Genomic DNA, 20,837 nt, shown 5'->3' with positions numbered 1-20,837 from the left:
GCTTCCCATACGCTACCGTAATCCGTAAATGAAAGAATGATACAGCCCTTAGCATACGTTCACCCTGACGCCAAAATCGCCCCCAATGTGGTTATTGAGCCCTTTGCGGTTATTCATAAAAACGTTGAAATTGGCGAAGGAAGCTGGATTGGCTCTAACGTTACCATTTTTGAAGGTGCCCGCATTGGAAAAAACGTTCAGATTTTTCCATCTGCCAGTATCTCAGCCGTTCCTCAGGATTTGAAATTTGAAGGGGAAGAAACACTGACCGTCATTGGTGATTATACAACCATTCGGGAATGTGTCACCATTAATAAAGGCACCAAAGCCGCCGGAAAAACGGTAGTAGGCAAAAACTGCCTGATTATGGCTTACTCGCACATTGCTCACGATTGCATCATCGGTGATCACTGCATTATGGCGAATAGTGTGCAAATGGCAGGACACGTAGAATTAGGCGACTGGGCATTCGTGGGAGGTACGACTGCCATTCATCAGTTTTCTAAAATCGGTGCTCACAGCATGATTGGTGGCGGTTCTCACGTCCTGAAAGATATTCCTCCCTACACCAAAGCGGGTCGTGAGCCGATTGCTTACGTGGGTTTAAACTCCATCGGTCTGCGTCGCCGGGGTTTTAGTAACGAGAAAATTGCTGAAATCCAGGAAATCTATCGCTACGTTTTCCAGAAGGGATATAACAACGCCGAAGCTTTACACCGCATTGAAATTGAATTACCAGCCTCGGCTGAACGGGATGAAATTCTACACTTCATCCGCTCTTCCGAACGAGGTATCATGAAAGGCCCTAACAAGAGCTCTTCTGCTGAATAATTAAAAAAGGTCAGGCTATCATGACGATTCCTGACCTTTTTTCTTCTCTGATTCCCATGCAATTAATTCTCGAACAGCTGGGTAAACGGTTTATTCGGGAATGGATTTTCCGCCGATTATCCCTCGAACTTTCTTCCGGCCAGCGAATGGCCATTACCGGTCCTAACGGCTCGGGGAAATCCACGCTCCTTCAGGTCGTGGCGGGAGCTTTAGCCGCCAGTGAAGGAAAGCTCACATACCGCAACGAAAATCAAGACATCCCAGCGGACGACGTGTTCCGACAGGTGGCCATTGCAGCTCCTTACCTGGAGTTGATTGAAGAGTTTACCTTAACTGAGCTGGTTGACTTTCATCAGAAATTCAAACCCTTCAAGAATAATCTTCAAACGGCTGAATTCATCGAAAGACTCGATCTGAAAGCTTCCAGCGATAAGTTCATTCGTAATTTTTCTTCCGGAATGAAACAGCGTCTGAAACTCGGCCTGGCTTTCCACAGTCAGGTACCCGTTGTCATTCTGGACGAACCCACTTCAAATCTTGATGCCCGCAACAGCGAGTGGTATTACCGCGAAGTACAGAAACTGGATGATTCTCAGTTGGTTATAATCGGTTCAAACGTCCCGGCTGAGTATAGCTTTTGTGAAAAAAGGCTTGATATTCAGGCGTATAAATAATTTTCAGGTCCCTGCTTAATCAGGGTTACTGGCATTCGTAGTATCTTCGTTTTCTAACCTCCCATGAAGATATGCGAAACCTTTTTACCTGTCTATTTCTTTTCCTTACCACCTTTGTTCAGGCAGAAAATCAGCCAGTTACCTTCGTTCCTAACAAAGGTCAGTGGGAGGACGGCGTACTGTATCGCGTCCAGATTCCGGGCGGCCAGATGGACCTTCGCCGGGATGGCATGGATTACGTCTTTTACGACACGGATTATTTCCGGAAACTGCACGACCAACAACTGAACGCGGATGCACCTCTGCGACTCCACGGCGTTCGGGTCTATTTCGAGGGTTCCAATACCAGCCCTGCATTACAGCATGATCTTTCCGATGGTATTTCCCGCAATTACTTTCTGGGGAATAACCAGAGCCGCTGGGCCACGGGCGTAACTGGTTTTGGGGAAGTTATTTACAAAGAGTTATATCCCGGCATTGACCTTCGGCTGTATGCTCACCAGGCCACCATCAAATACGAATTCATTGTTCACAGCGGAGCAAACCCTGAGGTGATTAAAATGCGATATGAAGGCTCCGAACAAATGAGCGTTTCGGAGCACGGTAATCTGGAAGTGAAGACTTCCGTAGGCTGGTTTCGGGAGCTGAATCCGTATAACTATCAGGAAATTGGCGGTAAAACCAAGGAAGTCAAAGGGCATTTTTCCATCCAGAATAAAAATACGGTTGGGTTTAGGTTACCCAACGGCTACGACCCCAAGCATCCGCTGGTAATCGACCCGGAGTTAATCTTTGCCACTTTTTCGGGTTCTTATGCGGATAACTGGGGCCATACGGCTACGTATGATGCAGAAGGTAACCTGATTTCGGGTGGCTCGGCTAATGCCTCGGGTTTTCCCGTTACGGCAGGGGCTTACCAGATCAACTACCGGGGGAACAACAGTGGTACTCTTTGGGATGTAGCCATTTTAAAGTATAACCCTACCGGAACCCGCTTACTTTATGCCACCTATCTCGGCGGAACGCAAACCGATGTTCCGCACAGCCTGATTGTGAACAGTAAAGGCGAGTTATTGATTTTCGGAACAACTTCCTCCCAGAACTTTCCTACGCACGAGAAAGCTTACAAACGTACTTTTACCGGAGGTAAATCCTTAGCGGGTGCGGAAGCCCCCCTCTCTGGAATGGATTATAATTTCGGCAGTGATATCTTCGTCGCCAAACTCAGTGCCGACGGAAAAAGCCTGCTGGGGGCTACGTATTACGGCACCACTGCCAACGATGGCTTGAACCTGAACACGGTTCTCGACATCCGTTATTATGGCGATGCCTACCGGGGTGAAATTGTTACGGATGATCAGGATAACGTCATCGTTGCCACGACAACGCCTTCCGAACTTCCCCTAACCCGCCCCGACCGCCTGGCAGCTACGGTTCTCAAATTTTCCGCTGATTTATCTACCCTCGCCTGGGAAAAACCACGACTCATGGGTGGTTTCAGTGGAGCATATGGCATTCGTTCTGCCACTTCCGGTACTATTTACGTATGCGGGGCCGTTCGTGATAACCTTCAAACTCCTGAAGATGGCTGGATTATTAAGCTGGATAGAAACGGAAATGTATTAAAAACCAAACGAGTAGGAACGAACAATGCAGACGTAGCCATGTTACTCGATATTGACAAAAACGAGAACGTCTATATTCTGGGTTTGAGCGATGGCGGACAATATCCGGTTACTTCAGGTACTTATTTCAATCGCTCCAGCGGACAATTTATTCATGCCTTTGACCAGACGCTTGACCGCACCTTATTTTCCACCGTAATCGGCAGTGGTCGCGGTCGCCCTGACCTTGCTCCTACGGCTTTCCTGGTCAATGAATGCGGAAATATCTACGTAGCAGGCTGGGGCGGGGCGGTGAATCATACCTTAAACACCCCCATTGCCTTAGCCAGTAGTACCCGTGGCTTACCCATTACCAACGACGCTTTCCAAAAAGCTACCGACGGTAATAACTTCTATCTGGCCCTGCTGGAAAGTGGAGCGAAGTCGCTGTTATACGCTACTTATTTTGGAAATACGACTGTTTCTGCTCAAATCCGTGGGGATCACGTGGATGGCGGAACTTCCCGCTTTGACAAACGTGGCTATGTCTATCAAGCCGTTTGTTCCTGTCAGCCGTCTTCCTTTCCTACTACGCCGGGAGCCTGGTCCAGTACGAACCGCTCCAACAATTGTAATAATGCCGTTTTCAAGTTCGATATTGATAATCTTGATGTAAAATTTGACATCATGCTGGACGGGAAAAAACAGGATACCGTCAATGCCTGTGCTCCCCTGAAACTGCAATTTGTCAATACCAGTACGGGCGGTAAAAACTATGAGTGGACCATTGGTAACCTGGATCGTTCTACGAATCCATTAATGACGGAATATAACTTCACCAAGCCGGGCATTTATGTCATTTCACTGGTAGGAAGAAATCCATTAAGCTGTAAAAAGGAAGCCGTTTATCAGCGAACCATTCGTATTTCTGAACCCGCTTTCCAGATTAGTAAGGATACTACCATGTGTCTCGGGGGCACTGCTCGCCTATCAGTCACTGGCGGCACCAATTACCAGTGGAACGCCGACCCCAGCCTTTCCAGCACGACGCAGGCCAATCCTAGTGTCAGCCCTAGCCAAACCACGACTTATACGGTTAAAGCTACGGATGCCCAAGGTTGCCGAGGCGAAAAGTCTGTTACGGTTACAATTCAACCCCTGCCGGTAACCGTGCAAGTTTCAGAGCCGACAATCTGCAAAGGTCAAACCGTTCAGATCAATGCCAGCGGGGGTTCGAGTTACCAGTGGAGCGGCGACGGTGTTACGAATGTCACTCAGCCCAATATTAAAGTTACACCCACCCAGACCACCGTTTACACGGTCACGGTACGCGATTCAAAAGGCTGTCGGGGTCAGGCGATGGCTACAGTCACCATCGATGAATCCTTTCGGCCCGATTTTACGGTTGATCGCATTTTTGATTGTACCCGACCTACTCAGGTACGGATTAATCTGGCTAATTCCGGCGGTGAGCAGTATTCCTGGAACATGGGTAACGGCGATTCTTTGAGCGTTCAGAAACCCGACCCTTATACGTATCTCCATCCCGGAACGTATCAGATTACTGGTTCGGCCAAACGAGGTTCCTGTACCTTATCGGCAGCAGCACCCGTGACCATTGATCCCCCCCTTGATGTTCCTAACGTAATAACGCCGAACGGGGACGGTAAAAATGATCGTTTTGTCATTGGCACGAATGGCTTAAAACTGGATGTATACAACCGTTGGGGTAAGGCCGTTTTTCAGCAGGTTAGTTATCAAAATGACTGGAGTCCATCACTAGCCGCCGGAACGTATTATTACCTCATTACCTTCCCAGACGGCAAGCAGTGCAAAAGCTGGGTTCAGATTGTTAATTAACTAGCGGTCAATGCATTGAATTTATTTAATCTTTTATCTTTGTTTCCTACTATCATTCCAATCTCCATGAAAGCACTCGTCTTTTTTCTGGCTTTAGGCCTTTCGATAGCTACCGCTCAGGCTCAGGACTCCTATCACGGAGCAAAAATTACGACAGATCAAGCTCTTTCTACGAAACAACTCGTTGAGAAAATGAAGACTACCGATACGCTGGATACGAAAGTAACCGGTACGGTTGAGTCCGTTTGCAAGATGAAAGGCTGTTGGATGAAAGTGAAATTACCCGAAGGGAAAACCATGCGGGTAAGCTTTAAAGACTATGATTTCTTCGTGCCCAAAGACATTGAAGGAAAAACGGTAGTGTTTGAAGGAAAAGCATTTTCCCGCGTTACACCCGTTAAAGAACTGAAACATTACGCGGAAGACGCGGGTAAATCTAAAGAAGAAGTTGCTAAAATCACCGAACCCGAAAAAGCTCTGGTTTTCGTTGCGGATGGAGTGATTGTCAAGCAATAATACATTTCTCTAATGAAAAAGCCGGATCAGCAGTTACTGATCCGGCTTTCTTTATAAATAATAAAACGGGTGCGAGCTTCCTGTCTGCCATTACTTGTGAATGCAATTTTTGTATAGATGCCCATTCATGGCGTTTGGTAAAAGCAATGTTGACAATGCTGCTCTTTAGGAGGTTGTAATTACTCCAAGCGGATCACAGATCCGAAACAGCCGAATTTTGCTACCACTTACCTTACCATTTTTTGTAGAGACGCGACTTTATCGCGTCTGGGTAGAGGCAATTTTAAGGATACTCTTGCGGATTTATAATTTTTATAAGCGAATCACATACCCACGACAGTCAGGTTTTGGATTGCAAATCCGACAACAGCAAAAGGCGTAAGGTGATTGTATTCTGTTTCGAGGAAATCAGTGCATAAGACGGCCAGAGGCCTACGGTTAGATCGTCACTCGGCAGAGCAAGAGCCGAGCGACTGTAATGGGGTATGAATGGCTTAGTTCCGTTGCGTTAATTTCCAACGCGTGGCGGATAAGGCCAATAGCACCAGGGAAAGGAAATAGATCACATTCCGGGAATCGATTAGCCCTCGTCCCAGAGCATTGTATTGCGTATCAAGACCGAGCCAGCCGAGCCAGTAAGCTGCCCCATTCCATAACTCCAGTCCGGCAATAGAACTGAAGCCTACGTATAGAATAAAGCTGATAAATACGCCCAATAAGAACGCTACAATCTGATTATCCGTTAAAGAAGAAGTAAATAACCCGATGGCTGCAAAAACGCATCCCAATAGAAAAAGTCCCAGATATGAACCCTGCACGCTGGCAGTATCAATATTCCCGACGGGGTTACCCAACTGATACACCGAGAAATAATACAGAAGCGTAGGAAGTAAAGTTAGAAACAGTAAGAAACAGGCAGCCAGAAATTTTCCTCCTACTACTTGCCACTCCGTTACGGGTTTAGTAAACAATAACTCCAACGTCCCAATTTTACGTTCTTCGGCGATGGAACGCATGGTAATAGCGGGAATCAGAAAGAGAAAAACGTACGGAGCCAGGTTGAAGAACGAAGCCATATCGGCATAACCGCCCTCCAGCACACTTGTATCAGGAAAGACCCAAACCAGCAAGCCCATCGCCATGAGGAACACCGCCATCACGACATAACCGACCAGCGAGCTTAAAAAGGAATGGACTTCTTTCTTGAAAATGGTAAACATGGATATGAAAGGAATGCTCGTAGGAGTAACGCAAGGAACGTAAAAACTAATATTAACTAAACACCGGCCGGTCTTTTTTTACTACTGCCGCTACGATTAAACCCAGTAACGTTCCAACCACAACCCCAGTAAAAATCGTCATTACAAAACTAAAGCCAGGATTCGTCATCATGGTTACAAACCGCATAGCCGTATCAATTTGCTCGTCATTCATGCCACGTTCTTCGTAGGCATTTCGTAAAGCTCGTAGTGTTCTTTCCTGAGCAGAGTTATCGATAAACTGGGTATAAATCAGAATAATACCTGCTGAAACCACTCCCCAAACTGCCCCCGTCAAGGCCGTTATTCCTACGCCCTGTCCGTAAGTAATATAACCTTCATTCCAACTTCTAAACTCGCGGGTAGCCATTACTAGTACTAGTACCGTAAAACCAATTTGCAGGAAATTAGCCAGCAAACCCATTCCCATATTAGCCTTCATCGGATCATCTGGCATCAGATTAAAAGCTTGATATCCAATGGAAATAATACCGGTAATAATTCCAGAAATAATTCCCCATTTCAAAGCAATCCGGGCGGTTGAGGGTGTTTGGTCCATGACTCAATTTCCAGTTTAGTATTTTCTGTTTTCAGTTAGGTAATGCTTTGCTAATAATAGGTACTTAAACTCGTTTTTCGAAGATAAACTCCGACTAAAGCTGCATACAGGAAATGAAAAAGCATCCGAAGAACTCCGAAGTTACTCCAGAAAATTGAACTAGGCGAAATCTGTTCAATCTGCTGAAGGAAGACCTGAAAATCAATCGGTCCGCTGGCTTTGTCATCTCCAAATTGTTCCTGAATGGAAGCCTGATCCTGCAAAGCTAATTTCTTGAGTTCAACAATAAATTCAGGAATGAGCGACGGTTCAACCGAAGAAGTGTAATAAGCAACCAAGCCCCCATCTACTGCACTGGCGATCAGAACAACAATGATACAAAAACCAAAGATTTCCAGAAAGTTAACCGTCTGATGAACCGTTTTCCAGTACCGATAAGCTCCTACGGTCATTGCAATCCACATGAATATCATGCCGATATTCCGACGAGTCCCCAGCGGCATAGCGTCGCTGATTTTCAGAATATAGAAAAATAAAAAACACACCAGTCCAGCCACGAGGCCGGAAATGACTGATAATTGAAGAAACGCTTTACTTTTCATGGAGAAAGGAAGGGCTAACATTTGTCAGGCTAACGTTAGCCCTTCTGTTTATACTTTAAAACTCAGGGGCTGACTATGAAACGTACTTTTACCCTGATTAACAATACCATACACTTTTCCGCGTAAGGTCTTGCCCAGGAAAGGCGTATTTTTTCCTTTCGATTTCCATTCCGCTGCGGATACCGTCCATTCTTCATCGGGATTGAAAGCCGTTAACTGAGCAACCTGTCCTTCGGCAATGGTAACGGGGCTACGTTTCAGAATAGAGCGGGGGTGTGAAGTAAATAAGGCTAATACTGTATCCAGCTCTAAATCGCCATAAGTGATAGCAGTAGCAAAGGCAGTTTCCAGGCTACTGATTCCAAAATCAGCTAAATCAAATTCCAGATTCTTAGATTCGGCATCCTGCGGGTAATGATCCGAAACCAGAGCGTCGATGGTCCCATCGGCTAAGCCTGCTTTCAGGGCCGCTACTTCCTCAGCCGGACGGAAGGGAGGCATTACTTTCAGATTGGTGTCGAAACTCACCAGGTCTGCGTCCGTGAACGCCAGGTAATGTGCCGCCGTATCGCAGGTAACGGGTAATCCCTGAGCTTTAGCCTGACGGATTAACTCTACTGAACGAGCGGTTGATACCAGTGAAAAATGCAGTCGAGGACGTAAATCGAACGTTTCCACAGCGTATTCCAGCAAACGTAAATCCCGTTGAATCATTAACTCCTCGGCCATGGTTGGGATACCCCGCATGCCCAGCAAGGTACTTACCTGACCTTCGTGCATTTGTCCGTGAACCGTTAAAGAAGGTTCTTCTGGACGCTGAATCAGAAGTCCGTTGACCTGAGCCAGATACTGAAGTGATTTAAGTAAAATGTCAGGGTTCCAGATGGGTTCTTCGCCATCGGTATATGCCACAGCACCCGCATGATGCAGGTCAAGCATTTCGGTAAAATCCTTACCGTCACAACCCAGCGTTAAGGCAGCCGTAGGCAGGAATTGAACCGCCTGCTGCTCCGAAAAGCGACGGATGTAATTGAGACTTTCCTTACTCTGAATGACCGGTTTAGTATTGGGCAGTAAAACAATCTCGGTAAAACCACCCGCCGCTGCCGCCCGTTTCAGGCTATATAAATCTTCTTTAGACTCATACCCGGGATCTTTGGCGTGCACGCGTAAGTCGCACCAACCGGGAGAAAGGCACAAGCCGGGAACGTTGATTTCCTGCCCCACCGAAGCGGACGAAAGATTTTGACCAATTTTACGAATGACCCCGTCTTCAATCCATACGTCGGCCAATTGACCATGCAGCGGCGAATGAGGATCAAGAATTCGGGCGGAACGAAAGAGAAGATTCATTTCTGAAGGGTCGTATGTTGAACAAGGAACAAAGCAGACCGATGGCTCGATTCACTTTGTTCCTTGTTCAGGATCTTTAATGGAGAAAACGGCGGAATGAAAACTTACCATCTTTCATTCCCATTTCGTTTCTATTAATGTACAGACTGCTGATACGTTGCCGCATCCATCAGGTTATCCAGATCAGCGGGATCGTTTACTTCCAGCTTAATGATCCAGCCTTCACCGTAAGGATCAGAGTTCAGCGTATCTGGATTATCGTTGAGTGATTCGTTCACTTCCAGAACTTTACCAGCTACGGGCAAAAACAGGTCAGAAACCGTTTTCACAGCTTCTACGGAGCCAAATACTTCGTTAGCAGCCAGTTCTTCGTTCAGTGAATTCACCTCAACGAAAACTACGTCGCCCAATTGATCTTGAGCATAATCGGTGATACCAATCAATGCTACGTTACCGTCTACGAGCTTAATCCATTCGTGTTCGGTAGTGTAGCGAAGGTCTGCGGGAAAGTTCATGTGTTTGTGATGCCAATCGGTGCTAAATGGCACGCAAGTTAGTCAAAGAGTTTAGGGTTTTGAGTTCTGGGTTTTGAGTTTTTTTAAACTTTAAGCGTTTAGGGTTGAGGCTACAGGTTTTGATCTGTAGAAATACAGGGTTCTTTACCCCGTCTCTTTGCTTCCGTTTGTATTAGAAATTCATAAAAATTGAACTTCTTCCTCACTTTGGTACGCTGTTTTTACTTTTATCCGTACATCAACCCAATAATCACTATGAAAACGAACACAGCACCCAGAGGCCAAAGCCATATCAATAAACCCGAAAACAAGGATAATCTGGACAGCCGGGTAAAGGAAGAACGCAACAACAACTCCAATAACCAGAAAGACGTGAAACTGCACAAACCAAAGGCCAATAATTAGTTTTCCGTTTGCAGTTGTCAGTTTTGAACTGAATAGGTGATAAAAGCCGCTTTCAAACAAATGGAAGCGGCTTTTATGTATGTACCGCTGCTAGCGTTTTTTGCAGGTAGTAACAAGTTTCCTATTTGGATCACTGGGTAACCCGAAGTAGTTATTAGCCGCTGCCAGCATGGCCCGGCCAGCTTTTTTGCTGGCAGCACTACTTTAGGACTACCTAGTAACAAAACGAGAAGCTTATTGCTGCCAGCGGAAGAGCTGGCCGGACCACGCTGGCAGCGGAGAGAACTTATGCTGAAAAAAGATCCTCGATAAGCAAGTCCTTAGCTGAAAACAGTTAACCGACAACTGAACACTCAAAGACTTTGACTGATGCCTAGTTCTAATCCGCGTAACTCGGCTAAGCCTCTTAAACGACCAATCGCGGTATAACCCGGATTAGTGCGTCTTTCAGGATTTAAATCGTCCAGCATGCGGTGTCCGTGGTCAGGACGCATGGGAATATCAATGTCTGTACGCCCTTCTTTTTCACGGCGTCGCATCTCCTCTACAGCCGCTTTCATGACCTCATACATATCTGCATGTCCTTCCAGGTGATTGGCTTCGTGGAAAGTTTCGGGTACTTCATCAATTTCGCGATGCACACTTCTGAAATGGAAGAAATGAATTCGCGGACCAAATTCCCGAAGCATGGCAGGCATATCATTATCCGCCCGCACACCGAAGCTACCCGTGCAAAAGGTTAATCCATTGGCGGGAGAATCCACCGCAGCAAACATTTCCCGCACGTCATCTGCTGTACTTAGAACACGAGGCAAGCCCAGAATGGGACGTGGAGGATCATCGGGGTGAATGCAGAGATTAATCCCCACTTCTTCCGCTACCGGAACCACTGCCCGCAGGAAGTAATATAAGTTTTGACGTAACTCGAAGTCCCCTACTTCAGCATAATAATCCAGTACTTTCTGGAATTGCTCCACCGTAAAGCTTTCCTCCGAACCGGGTAGTCCGGCAATGATATTCCGAATGAGCTGCATTTTTTCACTTTCGCTCATCGCTTGATAATAAGCCGCTGCCCGTGCTTTAAACGACTCCGAATATTCTGCCTCTGCCGCCGGACGTTTCAGGATAAATAACTCAAAAGCCGCAAAGGCTACCGCATCAAAACGTAAGGCTTCTGAGCCATCTTCTACGACATACGCCAGGTCGGTACGTGTCCAGTCGAGAACGGGCATGAAATTGTAACAAACCGTTTTAATGCCATGTTCAGCCAGATTTCGCAGGGTTTGCTGGTAATTGGCAATAAGCTGATCTCGATCGGGCATACCCCGTTTGATATGCTCATGTACGGGAACGCTTTCTACCACTGCCCAGGTTAATCCGGCAGCTTCAATAATGGTTTTGCGAGACTCAATAGCTTCCGAAGTCCAGACTTTACCGTTGGGAACATCGTGTAAAGCGGATACAATTCCGGTGGCCCCAGCCTGACGAATGTCCGACAACTTAACCGGATCTTTCGGTCCGAACCAGCGGAATGATTGTAATAAAGGCATAATGCGTTTAGAGTTTTCGGTTTAGAGTGGTGAATTAACTTCTAAAACGAGTTTGAAGTAAGAATAGGAGTCTACTGTGGAGTTAAACCTACTAATGTATCAGTAATCGCTTCACCCCTAACTTAAAAAATTCCTAAAGAGTGAAAGTTACCGATTGAAGTTGAAATACGTCGGTGAAACATTCATTCTTTAGGAATCTATGGTAATTCAAAAAGTCAATTACAGCGAAACGCCGCGTTTCCAGGGGATGAAATCATCTTGACCCAGACGTACCGAATGAGGTGTAACGGTTCCGCTCGCTACCTGAATCACATAATCCAGAATACGTTCGCCCGCTTCTTCAATGCCTTCTTCGCCATCGATAATCGTACCACAGTTAATGTCGATAATATCGTTCATTTTGTTGTACAACTTCGTGTTCGTTGAAAGTTTGATTACCGGTGTAATGGGGTTACCCGTGGGCGTACCCAATCCAGTCGTAAATAAAACTACCGTTGCTCCCGAAGCGACCTCAGCCGTAGTGCTTTCCACATCGTTACCCGGCGTACAAACCAGGTTCAACCCCGGTTTCGTTACCTTTTCGGGATAGTCCAGTACGTCAACTACGGGCGAAGTACCTCCTTTTTTAGCTGCTCCGGCAGATTTGATGGCATCGGTAATCAATCCGTCTTTGATGTTTCCCGGCGAAGGGTTCATGTAAAAACCAGAACCCACCGCTTCGGCCCGAGAGTTATAGACTTTCATCAGAGAATTGAAACGCTTGGCTGTTTCTTCGTCTACGCAACGATCTGATAATTCCTGTTCTACGCCGCATAACTCGGGGAATTCCGCCAGAATAACGGTTCCACCTAATGATACCAGAATATCTGACGTATGACCGATGGCGGGGTTTGCTGAAATACCCGAGAATCCGTCGGAGCCCCCACATTCCAGACCAATGACTAATTTAGAAAGTGGCGTGGGCTGACGTTCAATTTTATTTGCTTCAATCAGACCTGCGAAGGTTTGCTTGATAGCTCCAGCCACGAGTTTTTCTTCAGAACCAATTTCCTGCTGCTCAAATACGTACAGCGGTTTGGCAAAATTAGGATCGCGTTTGGCAATTTCTTCCTTCAGAATGGATACCTGAGCATTCTGACAACCCAGACTTAACACCGTAACTCCGGCTACATTCGGGTGCGTGGCATAACCTGCCAGCAATCCGCAAAGAGCCTGAGCATCGGAACGCGTGCCGCCACAGCCCATTTCATGATTGAGAAATTTCACGCCGTCTACGTTCGGGAACAAGCGAGTAGGCGTACCCACTTCCTCTTCAATCGCTAAATCAGCTTCCAGAATTTCGGCTACGGATTTACCCGAACGATACAGGTTGATTAACTGCTCGGTCTGGTCTTTCCAGGTTTGGTTTTTCCCATATCCCAGCGAATCGACGAGAGCTTCCCGCATTACTTCCAGGTTCCGCGTTTCGCAGAAAACCATAGGCAATACAATCCAGTAGTTACCCGTCCCGACGCTGCCATCCTGACGTGGGTAACCCATGAAAGTTCGCTGTTTGAATTTAGACGTATCCGGCTGCTCCCAGTCCAGCTTCCGCGAGCCTAAACCGAAGTCTTCAGAGGCGTGCCGGGTATTGAACGTGTGCATCAAACCGCCCCGGGGAATAAACTGTTTGGCTTTACCCACCAGTACGCCGTACATCGTAATGTCTTCATCTACGGCCCGGTCTTCCGTAAGAAATTTATGTTTGGCCGCAATATCATCGACCAGCTCATACTCAACGCCTTCGAACGTAATGACTTCGCCCTTCTGTAAGTCAGTGAGGGCTACAATAACGTTATCTGCGGGGTGGACTTTTAATACTCGTTGCTGCATGGAGGTAAAAAGATTCTTTCCTTTAAAAGAAAAATCTCAGGAATTGCTACCCTAAATTATCTAAAAAAGAACAGATAGTTTATTAACTACGCCAGAGCCTCTTCAAAGGCAGCTTTAGGGCTCTCCTGGAGCTTACCGATGTAGTACGAAACGCGTTCGTTAAAACCGGGTAAAGCATTCAGATCCGTTCCCCAGAAATCCTGATTGCTTAATACTTCTGACAGATCACCTTTGCGGTTCCACCACTCAAAATACCAGCCTGCGGGCTCATCCTGAATGAGGTAAGAATCACCGTTACGTTCGCCGAAGTATTTGCCATTTTCTTCCTTCAAGGCCTTCATGAATAACACATACGCCGCAAAACCCAGAGCAAAACGCTCGGGAGCGGTGCCTACCTGCTGGTAATGTTTCAGCAATAGCGGTACGTTACGTGTTTTCATCTTAGAGGTATAATACAACGTAATGCTGAGTAACTTATGTTCCAGAAATGGGTTCGCAAAGCGATTCAACAAGCTGGCTCCGTACGTACGAGCCGTTTCCAGATCAATGTCATACGGAATGGCGGGAGCCAGTTCCTCAAACATTAACTCTTTCACATAACGAGCCGAAACGGGATCCGCCATGCTTTCACGAACGGCATTTTTACCCGCCAGGAAATTCAATCCGCAGGTTAAAGAATGCGAACCGTTCAGTAAGCGAAGTTTTAGCTCACGATATCGATCAATATCTGGTTTAATAATTACGCCCAGAGCATTAGTTTCGTCACAATCCGCCTCGTCGAAGCTCAGTACGCTTTTCACTTTCTCGTCGCCTTCAATGGCCCAAAGACGGTATACTTCCGATACGCAGAGTAAGTGATCCTGATAACCCAGTTTCTGCTCATAATCGGCCTGATCGGTAGCGTTAGGTTTGCCCGGAACAATGCGGTCTACCAGGGAATTACAGAACGAGTTAGCTGTTCCCAGCCATTGGATAAACTCCGCTTCCAACTGACCACGTTTGGCCAGCTCCAGCACAATTTTGCGAAGGTTCGTGCCATTATCGGGTACCAATTCCGTTGGAACGATCACCATTCCTTTATCGGCGGCTCCTTCGAAGGCTTTCCAGCGAGCGTATAAAAAGGCGGTTAATTTACCGGGAAAGGATTGCGGCGGCGATGCCTGAAGATTTTCATTCTCATCAAGCTGAATACCAATTTCCGTTGTATTGGAAATGACAATCTGCATATCCGAGTTAGATGCACAGGCAATAATGGCATCCCACTGGCTGGGAGCAGCCAGCGTCCGGGAAATGCTGGCGTTAACAATATACTCTTCAATGGGCTGACCGTTTTCATCCAACCCACGAATGGCCTGCGTGAACAACTGATCCTGCTGATCAAATTCAGACGTATCTGTTCCTGTGGATTTAACAACGACAATCCGACCGTTGAATACGCCCTGGCGGTTGGCTTTGTCAACGAAATAATCGCATAAACCACGTAGTAAAACGCCGGTACCGAATTGCAAAATGCGTTCGGGCAATTCAAAAACGGAGGGATCTGGTAATTGAACCGGTACGGATGCCGAAATTTGAGACAAATTTTCGCGGGAGAGCAACATGACTGAGTAGTTATGATAAGTTTTGGGCGAAAGACCGGACAAAAGATCAGTTGGGGAAAACCCACACTGCCACTGTCCTGCTTTTAATCCATTCAAAAAGTAGCTGTTAAACGTCGATCAATTATAAAAAGGACGGGCGAAACTGTAGAACACCCTGAAGAAAAAGAAATGATGAACGAAAGAACTTGGAAGAATGAAGAGGACGCTAAGGAAAATCCAGCATTTTCGAATGAATTGGTCGTGACTAAAGATGGGAGCCATACGTTATACTCCGCTCGATTTAATCAATGGTATCATTCCGTTTCCGGGGCATTTGAAGAATCTCGCCGTATTTTTCTGGAATTGGGTTTCGATTATATGAAAGCCTCTGGTAAAAGCTCGTTACGCATTCTGGAAATGGGCTTTGGTACTGGCTTTAATGCCTTACTAACCTTATTAAAAGCTCAGGAGGAAAACATTCCGGTGCATTATACCAGTCTGGAGGCGTATCCGGTTAGTGCAGAAGAATATCAAAAGCTGAATTACGATGACTTTATGCATTCGGCGGCCTTGCAAACGCTTCATCAGGCTCCCTGGAACGAAGCGGTAACGATCCAGCCGAATTTTACGCTTTACAAATTACATACAACCATTCAGGATTTTATTCAGAAACAGGTTCAGGACGAACCTTACGATTTGGTTTATTACGACGCCTTCGCCCCTAACTCCCAGCCTGAGTTGTGGACACCTGAAATCTTTGCAGGTTTAGCTCAGCGATTACATGCGGGCAGCGTATTAACGACCTATTGCTCGAAAGGAGATGTTCGGCGGGCCTTACAAGCGGCTGGTTTTCGCATTGAAAAACATCCAGGACCGGGACGAAAGCGGGAGGTTGTTCGGGCTATTCTTCAATGAAATGACATTTTTAATGCAGTTTAAGACATTTTGTCATTAACAAAAATATATATTATCAAAATTTAAGTCATTTTGTCATTATAAATACTTTTTTTACGTTCGGCACAAGTGTTTAAATAAGTAGAGCGTCCGACAATTCATATGTCGGTTACTATCGAAAACAATAAAAACGTAAGAATAGCTATGACACTCGTTAAATTCAATCAACCTGCTTTTCCTTCTTTAGTTAATCGTTTTTTTAACGACGACTTTTTCAAGACTTACAACGGCGTAGCTACGAAAGATGAGTTTCATTCGTTGCCTGCGGTCAATGTGAAAGAAGTAGAAGGTGCTTTTCAGATTGAACTGGCCGCTCCCGGTCTGAAAAAAGAAGATTTCAAAATCAGCGTACACGAAAATCGTCTGTCGATTTCGGTGAAAAAGGAAAGTTCTAACGAAGAAACTACCGAAAAATACAGCCGGAAGGAATTCAGCTACAGCAGCTTCCAACGTTCGTTCATGTTACCCAAAACGGTAGATGGCGAAAAAATCGAAGCTTCTTATACCGATGGAATTCTGAACATTACGCTTCCTAAAAAAGAAGAAGCGAAAGTTCAGCCCCGCGAAATTTCCATTGCCTAACCTTAAATGGTGCCGTTGGATTGTGAGGAAAAGCAGAGAGAGTTTGATAATTCTCTCTGCTTTTTTAACTTTCAGCCCTGCAATTCCCCTATCATCACATTCTGTTGTTAAAAAAGCTTAAAGCCGCTAATTTCGCAACAGATTTTCTCTAAACTGCGTTAAGGTTAGCAAGTCTAAGTACTTACAAAACTTTGGTATAAACTTTTGTTGAATCGATTTGGAGCACTGTTACCCAACTAAATTTTTTGAATTTCCCTCTCCAAACAACGTTTAACAGCTATGAATAACAGCAATTGGAAATCTCTGGCCCTTGTAGGGGTTTTGAGTAGTGGCCTCACCCTTGGAGGAGCCCACTTATTAGGATTAGGATCGAGTCGCGATGTGATTTTCACAGAGGCGAGCTCTTCAGGATCAAACGCGAAGTTCACAACGAACATGGCCGGCATTCCCGGTGATTTCGTTTCAGCTGCGGATAAATCAACGCCCGCGGTAGTGCATATTAAATCGAAAGTCGTTCGGCAGGTAAGCCAGCGGCAGATGCCTAGCTTCTTCGATTTCTTCGGTGATGAAGATTTCGGCGGAGGTAGCCGTCGTCCGCAGCGTCAGGAAGGTATTTCTTCGGGTTCTGGGGTAATTATCAGCCCTGATGGATACATTGTCACCAATAACCACGTGGTAGCCGATGCTTCCGAACTGGAAGTCGTATTAAGCGATAAACGCACCTACAAAGCAAAACTGATCGGTACGGACCCTAACACGGACATTGCCGTTATTCAGTTGCAGGGTGATAAAATCCCTAACAACCTGCCTTACCTGCCCTTTGCCAACTCTGACGATATTAAAGTAGGAGAATGGGTACTGGCCGTAGGTAACCCCTTCGACCTGGAATCAACCGTAACGGCTGGTATTGTTAGTGCCAAAGGTCGTTCGATTGGTATCATTGGTGATCGTGACAAAGCTCAAAGCCCGATTGAAGCCTTTATTCAAACGGATGCAGCTGTAAACCCTGGTAACTCTGGTGGTGCTCTTGTCAATTCGAAAGGCGATCTGATTGGTATCAACACGGCCATTGCCGGTGGTCAATCGGGAACGTATGTAGGTTACTCCTTCGCCGTTCCTTCGAACCTGGTGAAACGTGTCGCCAGCGATCTGCTGAAATACGGTAATGTTCAGCGTGGTTTCCTGGGTATCTCTCAGATGCAAGCCGTGGATGAAAAATTTGCTGCTCAGAAAGATCTGAAAGCCACTTCCGGTATCTACTTCGGTAGTTTCGGTGAAAACGCCAACGCCAGTGCCGCCAAAGCTGCGGGTCTGAAAATTGGTGACGTAATCGTTAAAATTGACGGTAAAGAAGTGCGTGACCTGCCTCGTCTGGTTGAACTGGTAGGTGCTCAGCACAAACCCGGTGACGTAGTAGTAGTAACGGTTAACCGCGATGGTCAGTTGAAAGACTTCAACGTTACCCTGAAAAACATGGAAGGTAACACCGGTATTGTGAAATCCCCTGTGACGTCATTAGTTCAGGTAGAATCCATCGGTGCGAAACTGGATAACGTGAACTCTAACGAAAAAGCAAAATTCCGGATTAACGGAGGAGCGAAAGTCGTAGAAGTTCTGCCAGATGGCTGGATGGAATATCAGGAAGTTCCCGTTGGCTTTATTATCACGAAAATTGATGATACGGCCGTGAAGGATGCCAAACAAGCCGGAGATCTGCTGGCGAACCGCAGAGGTCGCGTACGGATCATTGGTATTGATCCTTCCAGTGGACAACAGTACCGCATTGATGGCACTTTACGCTAATCAATCATTAAAAATTTAAAAAATCCTCGTCATTTGACGGGGATTTTTTGTTTCTCTAGATTTCTAAACATTACTTTCCGTACTTAATTACCTTAGATACTTACTTTTTACATTGAATATTTCGTTTTACCTCGAAGAGAAAACAGTAAAAGCCTTATGCCGAAGTTAGACGTTGCCGCCATTGAAACCTACGCTAAAGCGTATGCGGCACAGCTTTGTAAAGAGCAGTATGCTCATCGGGATCGGATTGACGGAGATACCCTCCTGCGGTTAAGCCCGGTTTCCCAAGTGAATCTGTTTGTCATTCGGGATCTGTACGACGTCTGGAAAGAGACCGCAACGGCTTTCCGTAGTCCTTATTTCAATTTCGAAAGTGAGGAAGTAAAAAAGGCCCTGCAAAGTTTTCTTAATACTGTTTCCAAGCATATTTCCGTTCAGCAAAAAGACCTGGAGCCACTGCTGGCCAAGGCTACACACGAAAGTCTGGAGTTTCTGCTGGCTCCGCAGGAATACCTGGAAGGCTGGTTACGTGAGTTACCTGACTTTCGATTGACAGCCGAAAACCTGAAAGCTTTTCAGAAATATAACCGACTTCACAAGGGAGTTATCAGCGGCCTCAGCGAACGGCTGGGTAACGATTCTGCCGTTTATACTGCACGGGCCATTGAATGGGTACAGGAGTTAACCGCCGATGCCAGCCGTCTGGATTCTATTCCGGCAACCCTTGATCTTTTTGCTTCTACCCTTCCCGTTGATGAGCAATCGTTGTACGAAAAAGAAATTCCAGCCGAATCGGATCAAAGCTTTTTTGATCAGGTGGAAGTAACGACAGCGGGGTCTTCACCTTCGAGAGATGAATACTACGTAGCGACTTCCGGTATTAGCCGTACGGAATCCAGCCCTGACTCTATTGCCTCCAGCATTTCGACTACTTCAGCTCCGGAAACGGCACTGCCCGCTCCCGATTACGCTGCAATTCCAACGGCCCCGGCCATTACCCCTGCCGAAGACGTGACGGCCAGCGTAAACGATCAATTTTCGATGCAGCCGACGATGCTTAATGAAAAACTGAAGGAAGAAAAACCAGCAGAAACGCTGGGCAGTCAGTATCAGCATAGACCCATTTCCAGCATTCATAGCTTCATTTCGCTGAACCATAAATTCATTTTCATCAATCAGCTTTTTAAAGGTGACGCTACCGCCTACCATCAGGCCATTGATGAACTGGAAAAAGCCCAGAGCTTTGATCAGGCCAAGGATTTGATGAATCGGGTTTATGCTCCCCAGTACAAATGGCGGGACGTAGCCGACGAGGCCGACGATTTTTATGAGATTGTTCGAAGAAAATTCAATTAAAAAAGGAAACCCCGACCTGCTCAGGTCGGGGTTTCCTTTTTTTAATCAATCCTAATGCTAATTAGCGGATAATACCTCTAATTCGAATATTAATGGAACACTTGGGTAAATGACGTATTGGCCATACCCATCTCTTCGTCCATTCACACCGTAACCCAAGGCAGAAGGGAAGATGATGATTGCTTTCTCTCCTACTTTCATTTTTTGTACCCCTTGGGTAAATCCACTTACCAAACTAGTTACTCCTACCGTAAAGGAAAAAGAATCGCTTTTATCAAACACAGCACCCGTTACAAGCTTTCCTACATATTTCACCACTACCGCTTTACCTGCGGCGATAGTGGAGCCTGTTCCCTCTTTTAATCGGATGTAATTCAGGTTATCAGTCGTTGATCCTGTCACCTGTAGCTTGTTTTCTGCGATGTAATCCTGAATCTGTTCGGATTCATTACGGGTTTTTATAAGCTTAAGATCAAACCGAACGGGAGCATAAGCCGGTAAAAGAACGTTACCCAGCGTATCTTTAATAGCATCCATCCCAAACGCAATGGAGTAAGGAGATAAAAGGACACTAGACTCACCTTCCTTCATGTAAGACAAGCCCTCGTGGACAGCTAAGGGTCCAGTCGTGTAACCGAAATAGCCTTTGAAAATTTTGTTGGTAGTATCACCAACTACTTTGTTGTTCAATTGGGAAATTACACGTGTATAGTATACCAGTTCTGCTTCCTTAGGAGCCCTTGCGGTAGGAATTGTATTTTTTAACTGATAATATAAACCAGAAGGCGACTTTGTTGGAGCTAAATTGTTACTTGCGATATAAGCCTGAATTTGTTTATCATTTTCATCAAGCTTCTCAGAGGCCTCATTGTTAATTCCTTTGCAACCTGCTAATAAACTTGCTCCTGCCAATACGAAAGGGAGATAGAATTTCATTGCGACACAATTTTTGTTAGTAAACG

Annotated in this window: 18 protein-coding genes; 9 read left to right on the top strand and 9 right to left on the bottom strand. The window is 46.0% G+C overall.

Going from position 1 to position 20,837, the window contains the following annotated elements:
• Positions 1 to 36 precede the first annotated feature (36 nt).
• From lpxA to QE357_RS03890, 4 genes are all read left to right on the top strand, one after another.
• Positions 37 to 831, top strand: a complete 795-nt coding sequence (gene lpxA / locus QE357_RS03905) for an acyl-ACP--UDP-N-acetylglucosamine O-acyltransferase (protein ID WP_106635073.1) — start codon at positions 37 to 39, stop codon at positions 829 to 831.
• A 56-nt stretch (positions 832 to 887) separates the two neighbouring features.
• Complete coding sequence (locus QE357_RS03900; protein WP_106635344.1) at positions 888 to 1,505, top strand: ATP-binding cassette domain-containing protein; 618 nt, start codon at positions 888 to 890, stop codon at positions 1,503 to 1,505.
• Between the two features lie 71 nt (positions 1,506 to 1,576).
• Complete coding sequence (locus tag QE357_RS03895) at positions 1,577 to 4,969, top strand: gliding motility-associated C-terminal domain-containing protein (RefSeq protein ID WP_309706005.1); 3,393 nt, start codon at positions 1,577 to 1,579, stop codon at positions 4,967 to 4,969.
• A 66-nt stretch (positions 4,970 to 5,035) separates the two neighbouring features.
• A complete protein-coding gene (locus QE357_RS03890; protein WP_309706003.1) occupies positions 5,036 to 5,485 on the top strand; it encodes a DUF4920 domain-containing protein in 450 nt (149 codons plus the stop codon).
• A gap of 494 nt (positions 5,486 to 5,979) precedes the next feature.
• On the opposite strand, the gene gldF is transcribed toward QE357_RS03890, so the two are convergent.
• The 5 genes from gldF to gcvH all read right to left on the bottom strand — a co-directional run bounded on the left by gldF (position 5,980) and on the right by gcvH (position 9,773).
• On the bottom strand, positions 5,980 to 6,705 hold the full coding sequence (gldF, locus tag QE357_RS03885; RefSeq protein WP_106635069.1) for a gliding motility-associated ABC transporter permease subunit GldF: 726 nt from the start codon (positions 6,703 to 6,705) through the stop codon (positions 5,980 to 5,982).
• A 52-nt stretch (positions 6,706 to 6,757) separates the two neighbouring features.
• On the bottom strand, positions 6,758 to 7,303 hold the full coding sequence (locus QE357_RS03880) for a DUF4199 domain-containing protein (RefSeq protein WP_309706000.1): 546 nt from the start codon (positions 7,301 to 7,303) through the stop codon (positions 6,758 to 6,760).
• Positions 7,304 to 7,353: 50 nt separating this feature from the next.
• The gene (locus QE357_RS03875; protein ID WP_307142083.1) at positions 7,354 to 7,905 is read right to left on the bottom strand and encodes a DUF4199 family protein; all 552 of its coding nucleotides are present in this window, start codon (positions 7,903 to 7,905) and stop codon (positions 7,354 to 7,356) included.
• Between the two features lie 48 nt (positions 7,906 to 7,953).
• On the bottom strand, positions 7,954 to 9,258 hold the full coding sequence (locus QE357_RS03870; RefSeq protein ID WP_309705998.1) for a dihydroorotase: 1,305 nt from the start codon (positions 9,256 to 9,258) through the stop codon (positions 7,954 to 7,956).
• Between the two features lie 134 nt (positions 9,259 to 9,392).
• Complete coding sequence (gcvH, locus tag QE357_RS03865; RefSeq protein WP_106635065.1) at positions 9,393 to 9,773, bottom strand: glycine cleavage system protein GcvH; 381 nt, start codon at positions 9,771 to 9,773, stop codon at positions 9,393 to 9,395.
• A 255-nt stretch (positions 9,774 to 10,028) separates the two neighbouring features.
• Here gcvH and QE357_RS03860 point away from each other — a divergent pair, with 255 nt between their 5' ends.
• The gene (locus tag QE357_RS03860; protein WP_198555123.1) at positions 10,029 to 10,178 is read left to right on the top strand and encodes a hypothetical protein; all 150 of its coding nucleotides are present in this window, start codon (positions 10,029 to 10,031) and stop codon (positions 10,176 to 10,178) included.
• A 353-nt stretch (positions 10,179 to 10,531) separates the two neighbouring features.
• Here QE357_RS03860 and uxuA read toward each other — a convergent pair whose 3' ends face one another.
• The 3 genes from uxuA to QE357_RS03845 form a co-directional block, all read right to left on the bottom strand.
• Positions 10,532 to 11,728, bottom strand: a complete 1,197-nt coding sequence (gene uxuA / locus QE357_RS03855; RefSeq protein WP_307142081.1) for a mannonate dehydratase — start codon at positions 11,726 to 11,728, stop codon at positions 10,532 to 10,534.
• Between the two features lie 219 nt (positions 11,729 to 11,947).
• On the bottom strand, positions 11,948 to 13,600 hold the full coding sequence (locus QE357_RS03850) for an altronate dehydratase family protein (protein ID WP_309705994.1): 1,653 nt from the start codon (positions 13,598 to 13,600) through the stop codon (positions 11,948 to 11,950).
• An 86-nt stretch (positions 13,601 to 13,686) separates the two neighbouring features.
• Positions 13,687 to 15,201, bottom strand: a complete 1,515-nt coding sequence (locus QE357_RS03845) for a tagaturonate reductase (RefSeq protein WP_309705992.1) — start codon at positions 15,199 to 15,201, stop codon at positions 13,687 to 13,689.
• 168 nt (positions 15,202 to 15,369) lie between these two features.
• Between QE357_RS03845 and mnmD the strand changes: the two genes are divergently transcribed.
• From mnmD to QE357_RS03825, 4 genes are all read left to right on the top strand, one after another.
• Positions 15,370 to 16,095 (top strand): tRNA (5-methylaminomethyl-2-thiouridine)(34)-methyltransferase MnmD, encoded by a 726-nt coding sequence (mnmD, locus tag QE357_RS03840; protein ID WP_232793543.1) that lies wholly within the window; start codon positions 15,370 to 15,372, stop codon positions 16,093 to 16,095.
• 183 nt (positions 16,096 to 16,278) lie between these two features.
• On the top strand, positions 16,279 to 16,716 hold the full coding sequence (locus QE357_RS03835; RefSeq protein ID WP_106635061.1) for an Hsp20/alpha crystallin family protein: 438 nt from the start codon (positions 16,279 to 16,281) through the stop codon (positions 16,714 to 16,716).
• 279 nt (positions 16,717 to 16,995) lie between these two features.
• Positions 16,996 to 18,519 carry a trypsin-like peptidase domain-containing protein gene (locus QE357_RS03830; protein ID WP_309705987.1) on the top strand — a complete coding sequence of 508 codons (1,524 nt, stop codon included), beginning with the start codon at positions 16,996 to 16,998 and terminating at the stop codon, positions 18,517 to 18,519.
• Between the two features lie 156 nt (positions 18,520 to 18,675).
• Positions 18,676 to 19,875 carry a hypothetical protein gene (locus tag QE357_RS03825; protein WP_309705984.1) on the top strand — a complete coding sequence of 400 codons (1,200 nt, stop codon included), beginning with the start codon at positions 18,676 to 18,678 and terminating at the stop codon, positions 19,873 to 19,875.
• A gap of 57 nt (positions 19,876 to 19,932) precedes the next feature.
• Here the strand turns inward: QE357_RS03825 and QE357_RS03820 are convergent, their stop codons facing one another.
• Entirely contained in the window at positions 19,933 to 20,811 is an 879-nt protein-coding gene (locus tag QE357_RS03820) for an FKBP-type peptidyl-prolyl cis-trans isomerase (RefSeq protein ID WP_309705983.1), read from the bottom strand.
• Between the last annotated feature and the right edge of the window lie 26 nt (positions 20,812 to 20,837).

The organism is Siphonobacter sp. SORGH_AS_0500, assembly GCF_031453245.1.
Lineage (GTDB): Bacteria > Bacteroidota > Bacteroidia > Cytophagales > Spirosomataceae > Siphonobacter.
This window is presented reverse-complemented; position numbering and strand designations above follow the sequence as displayed.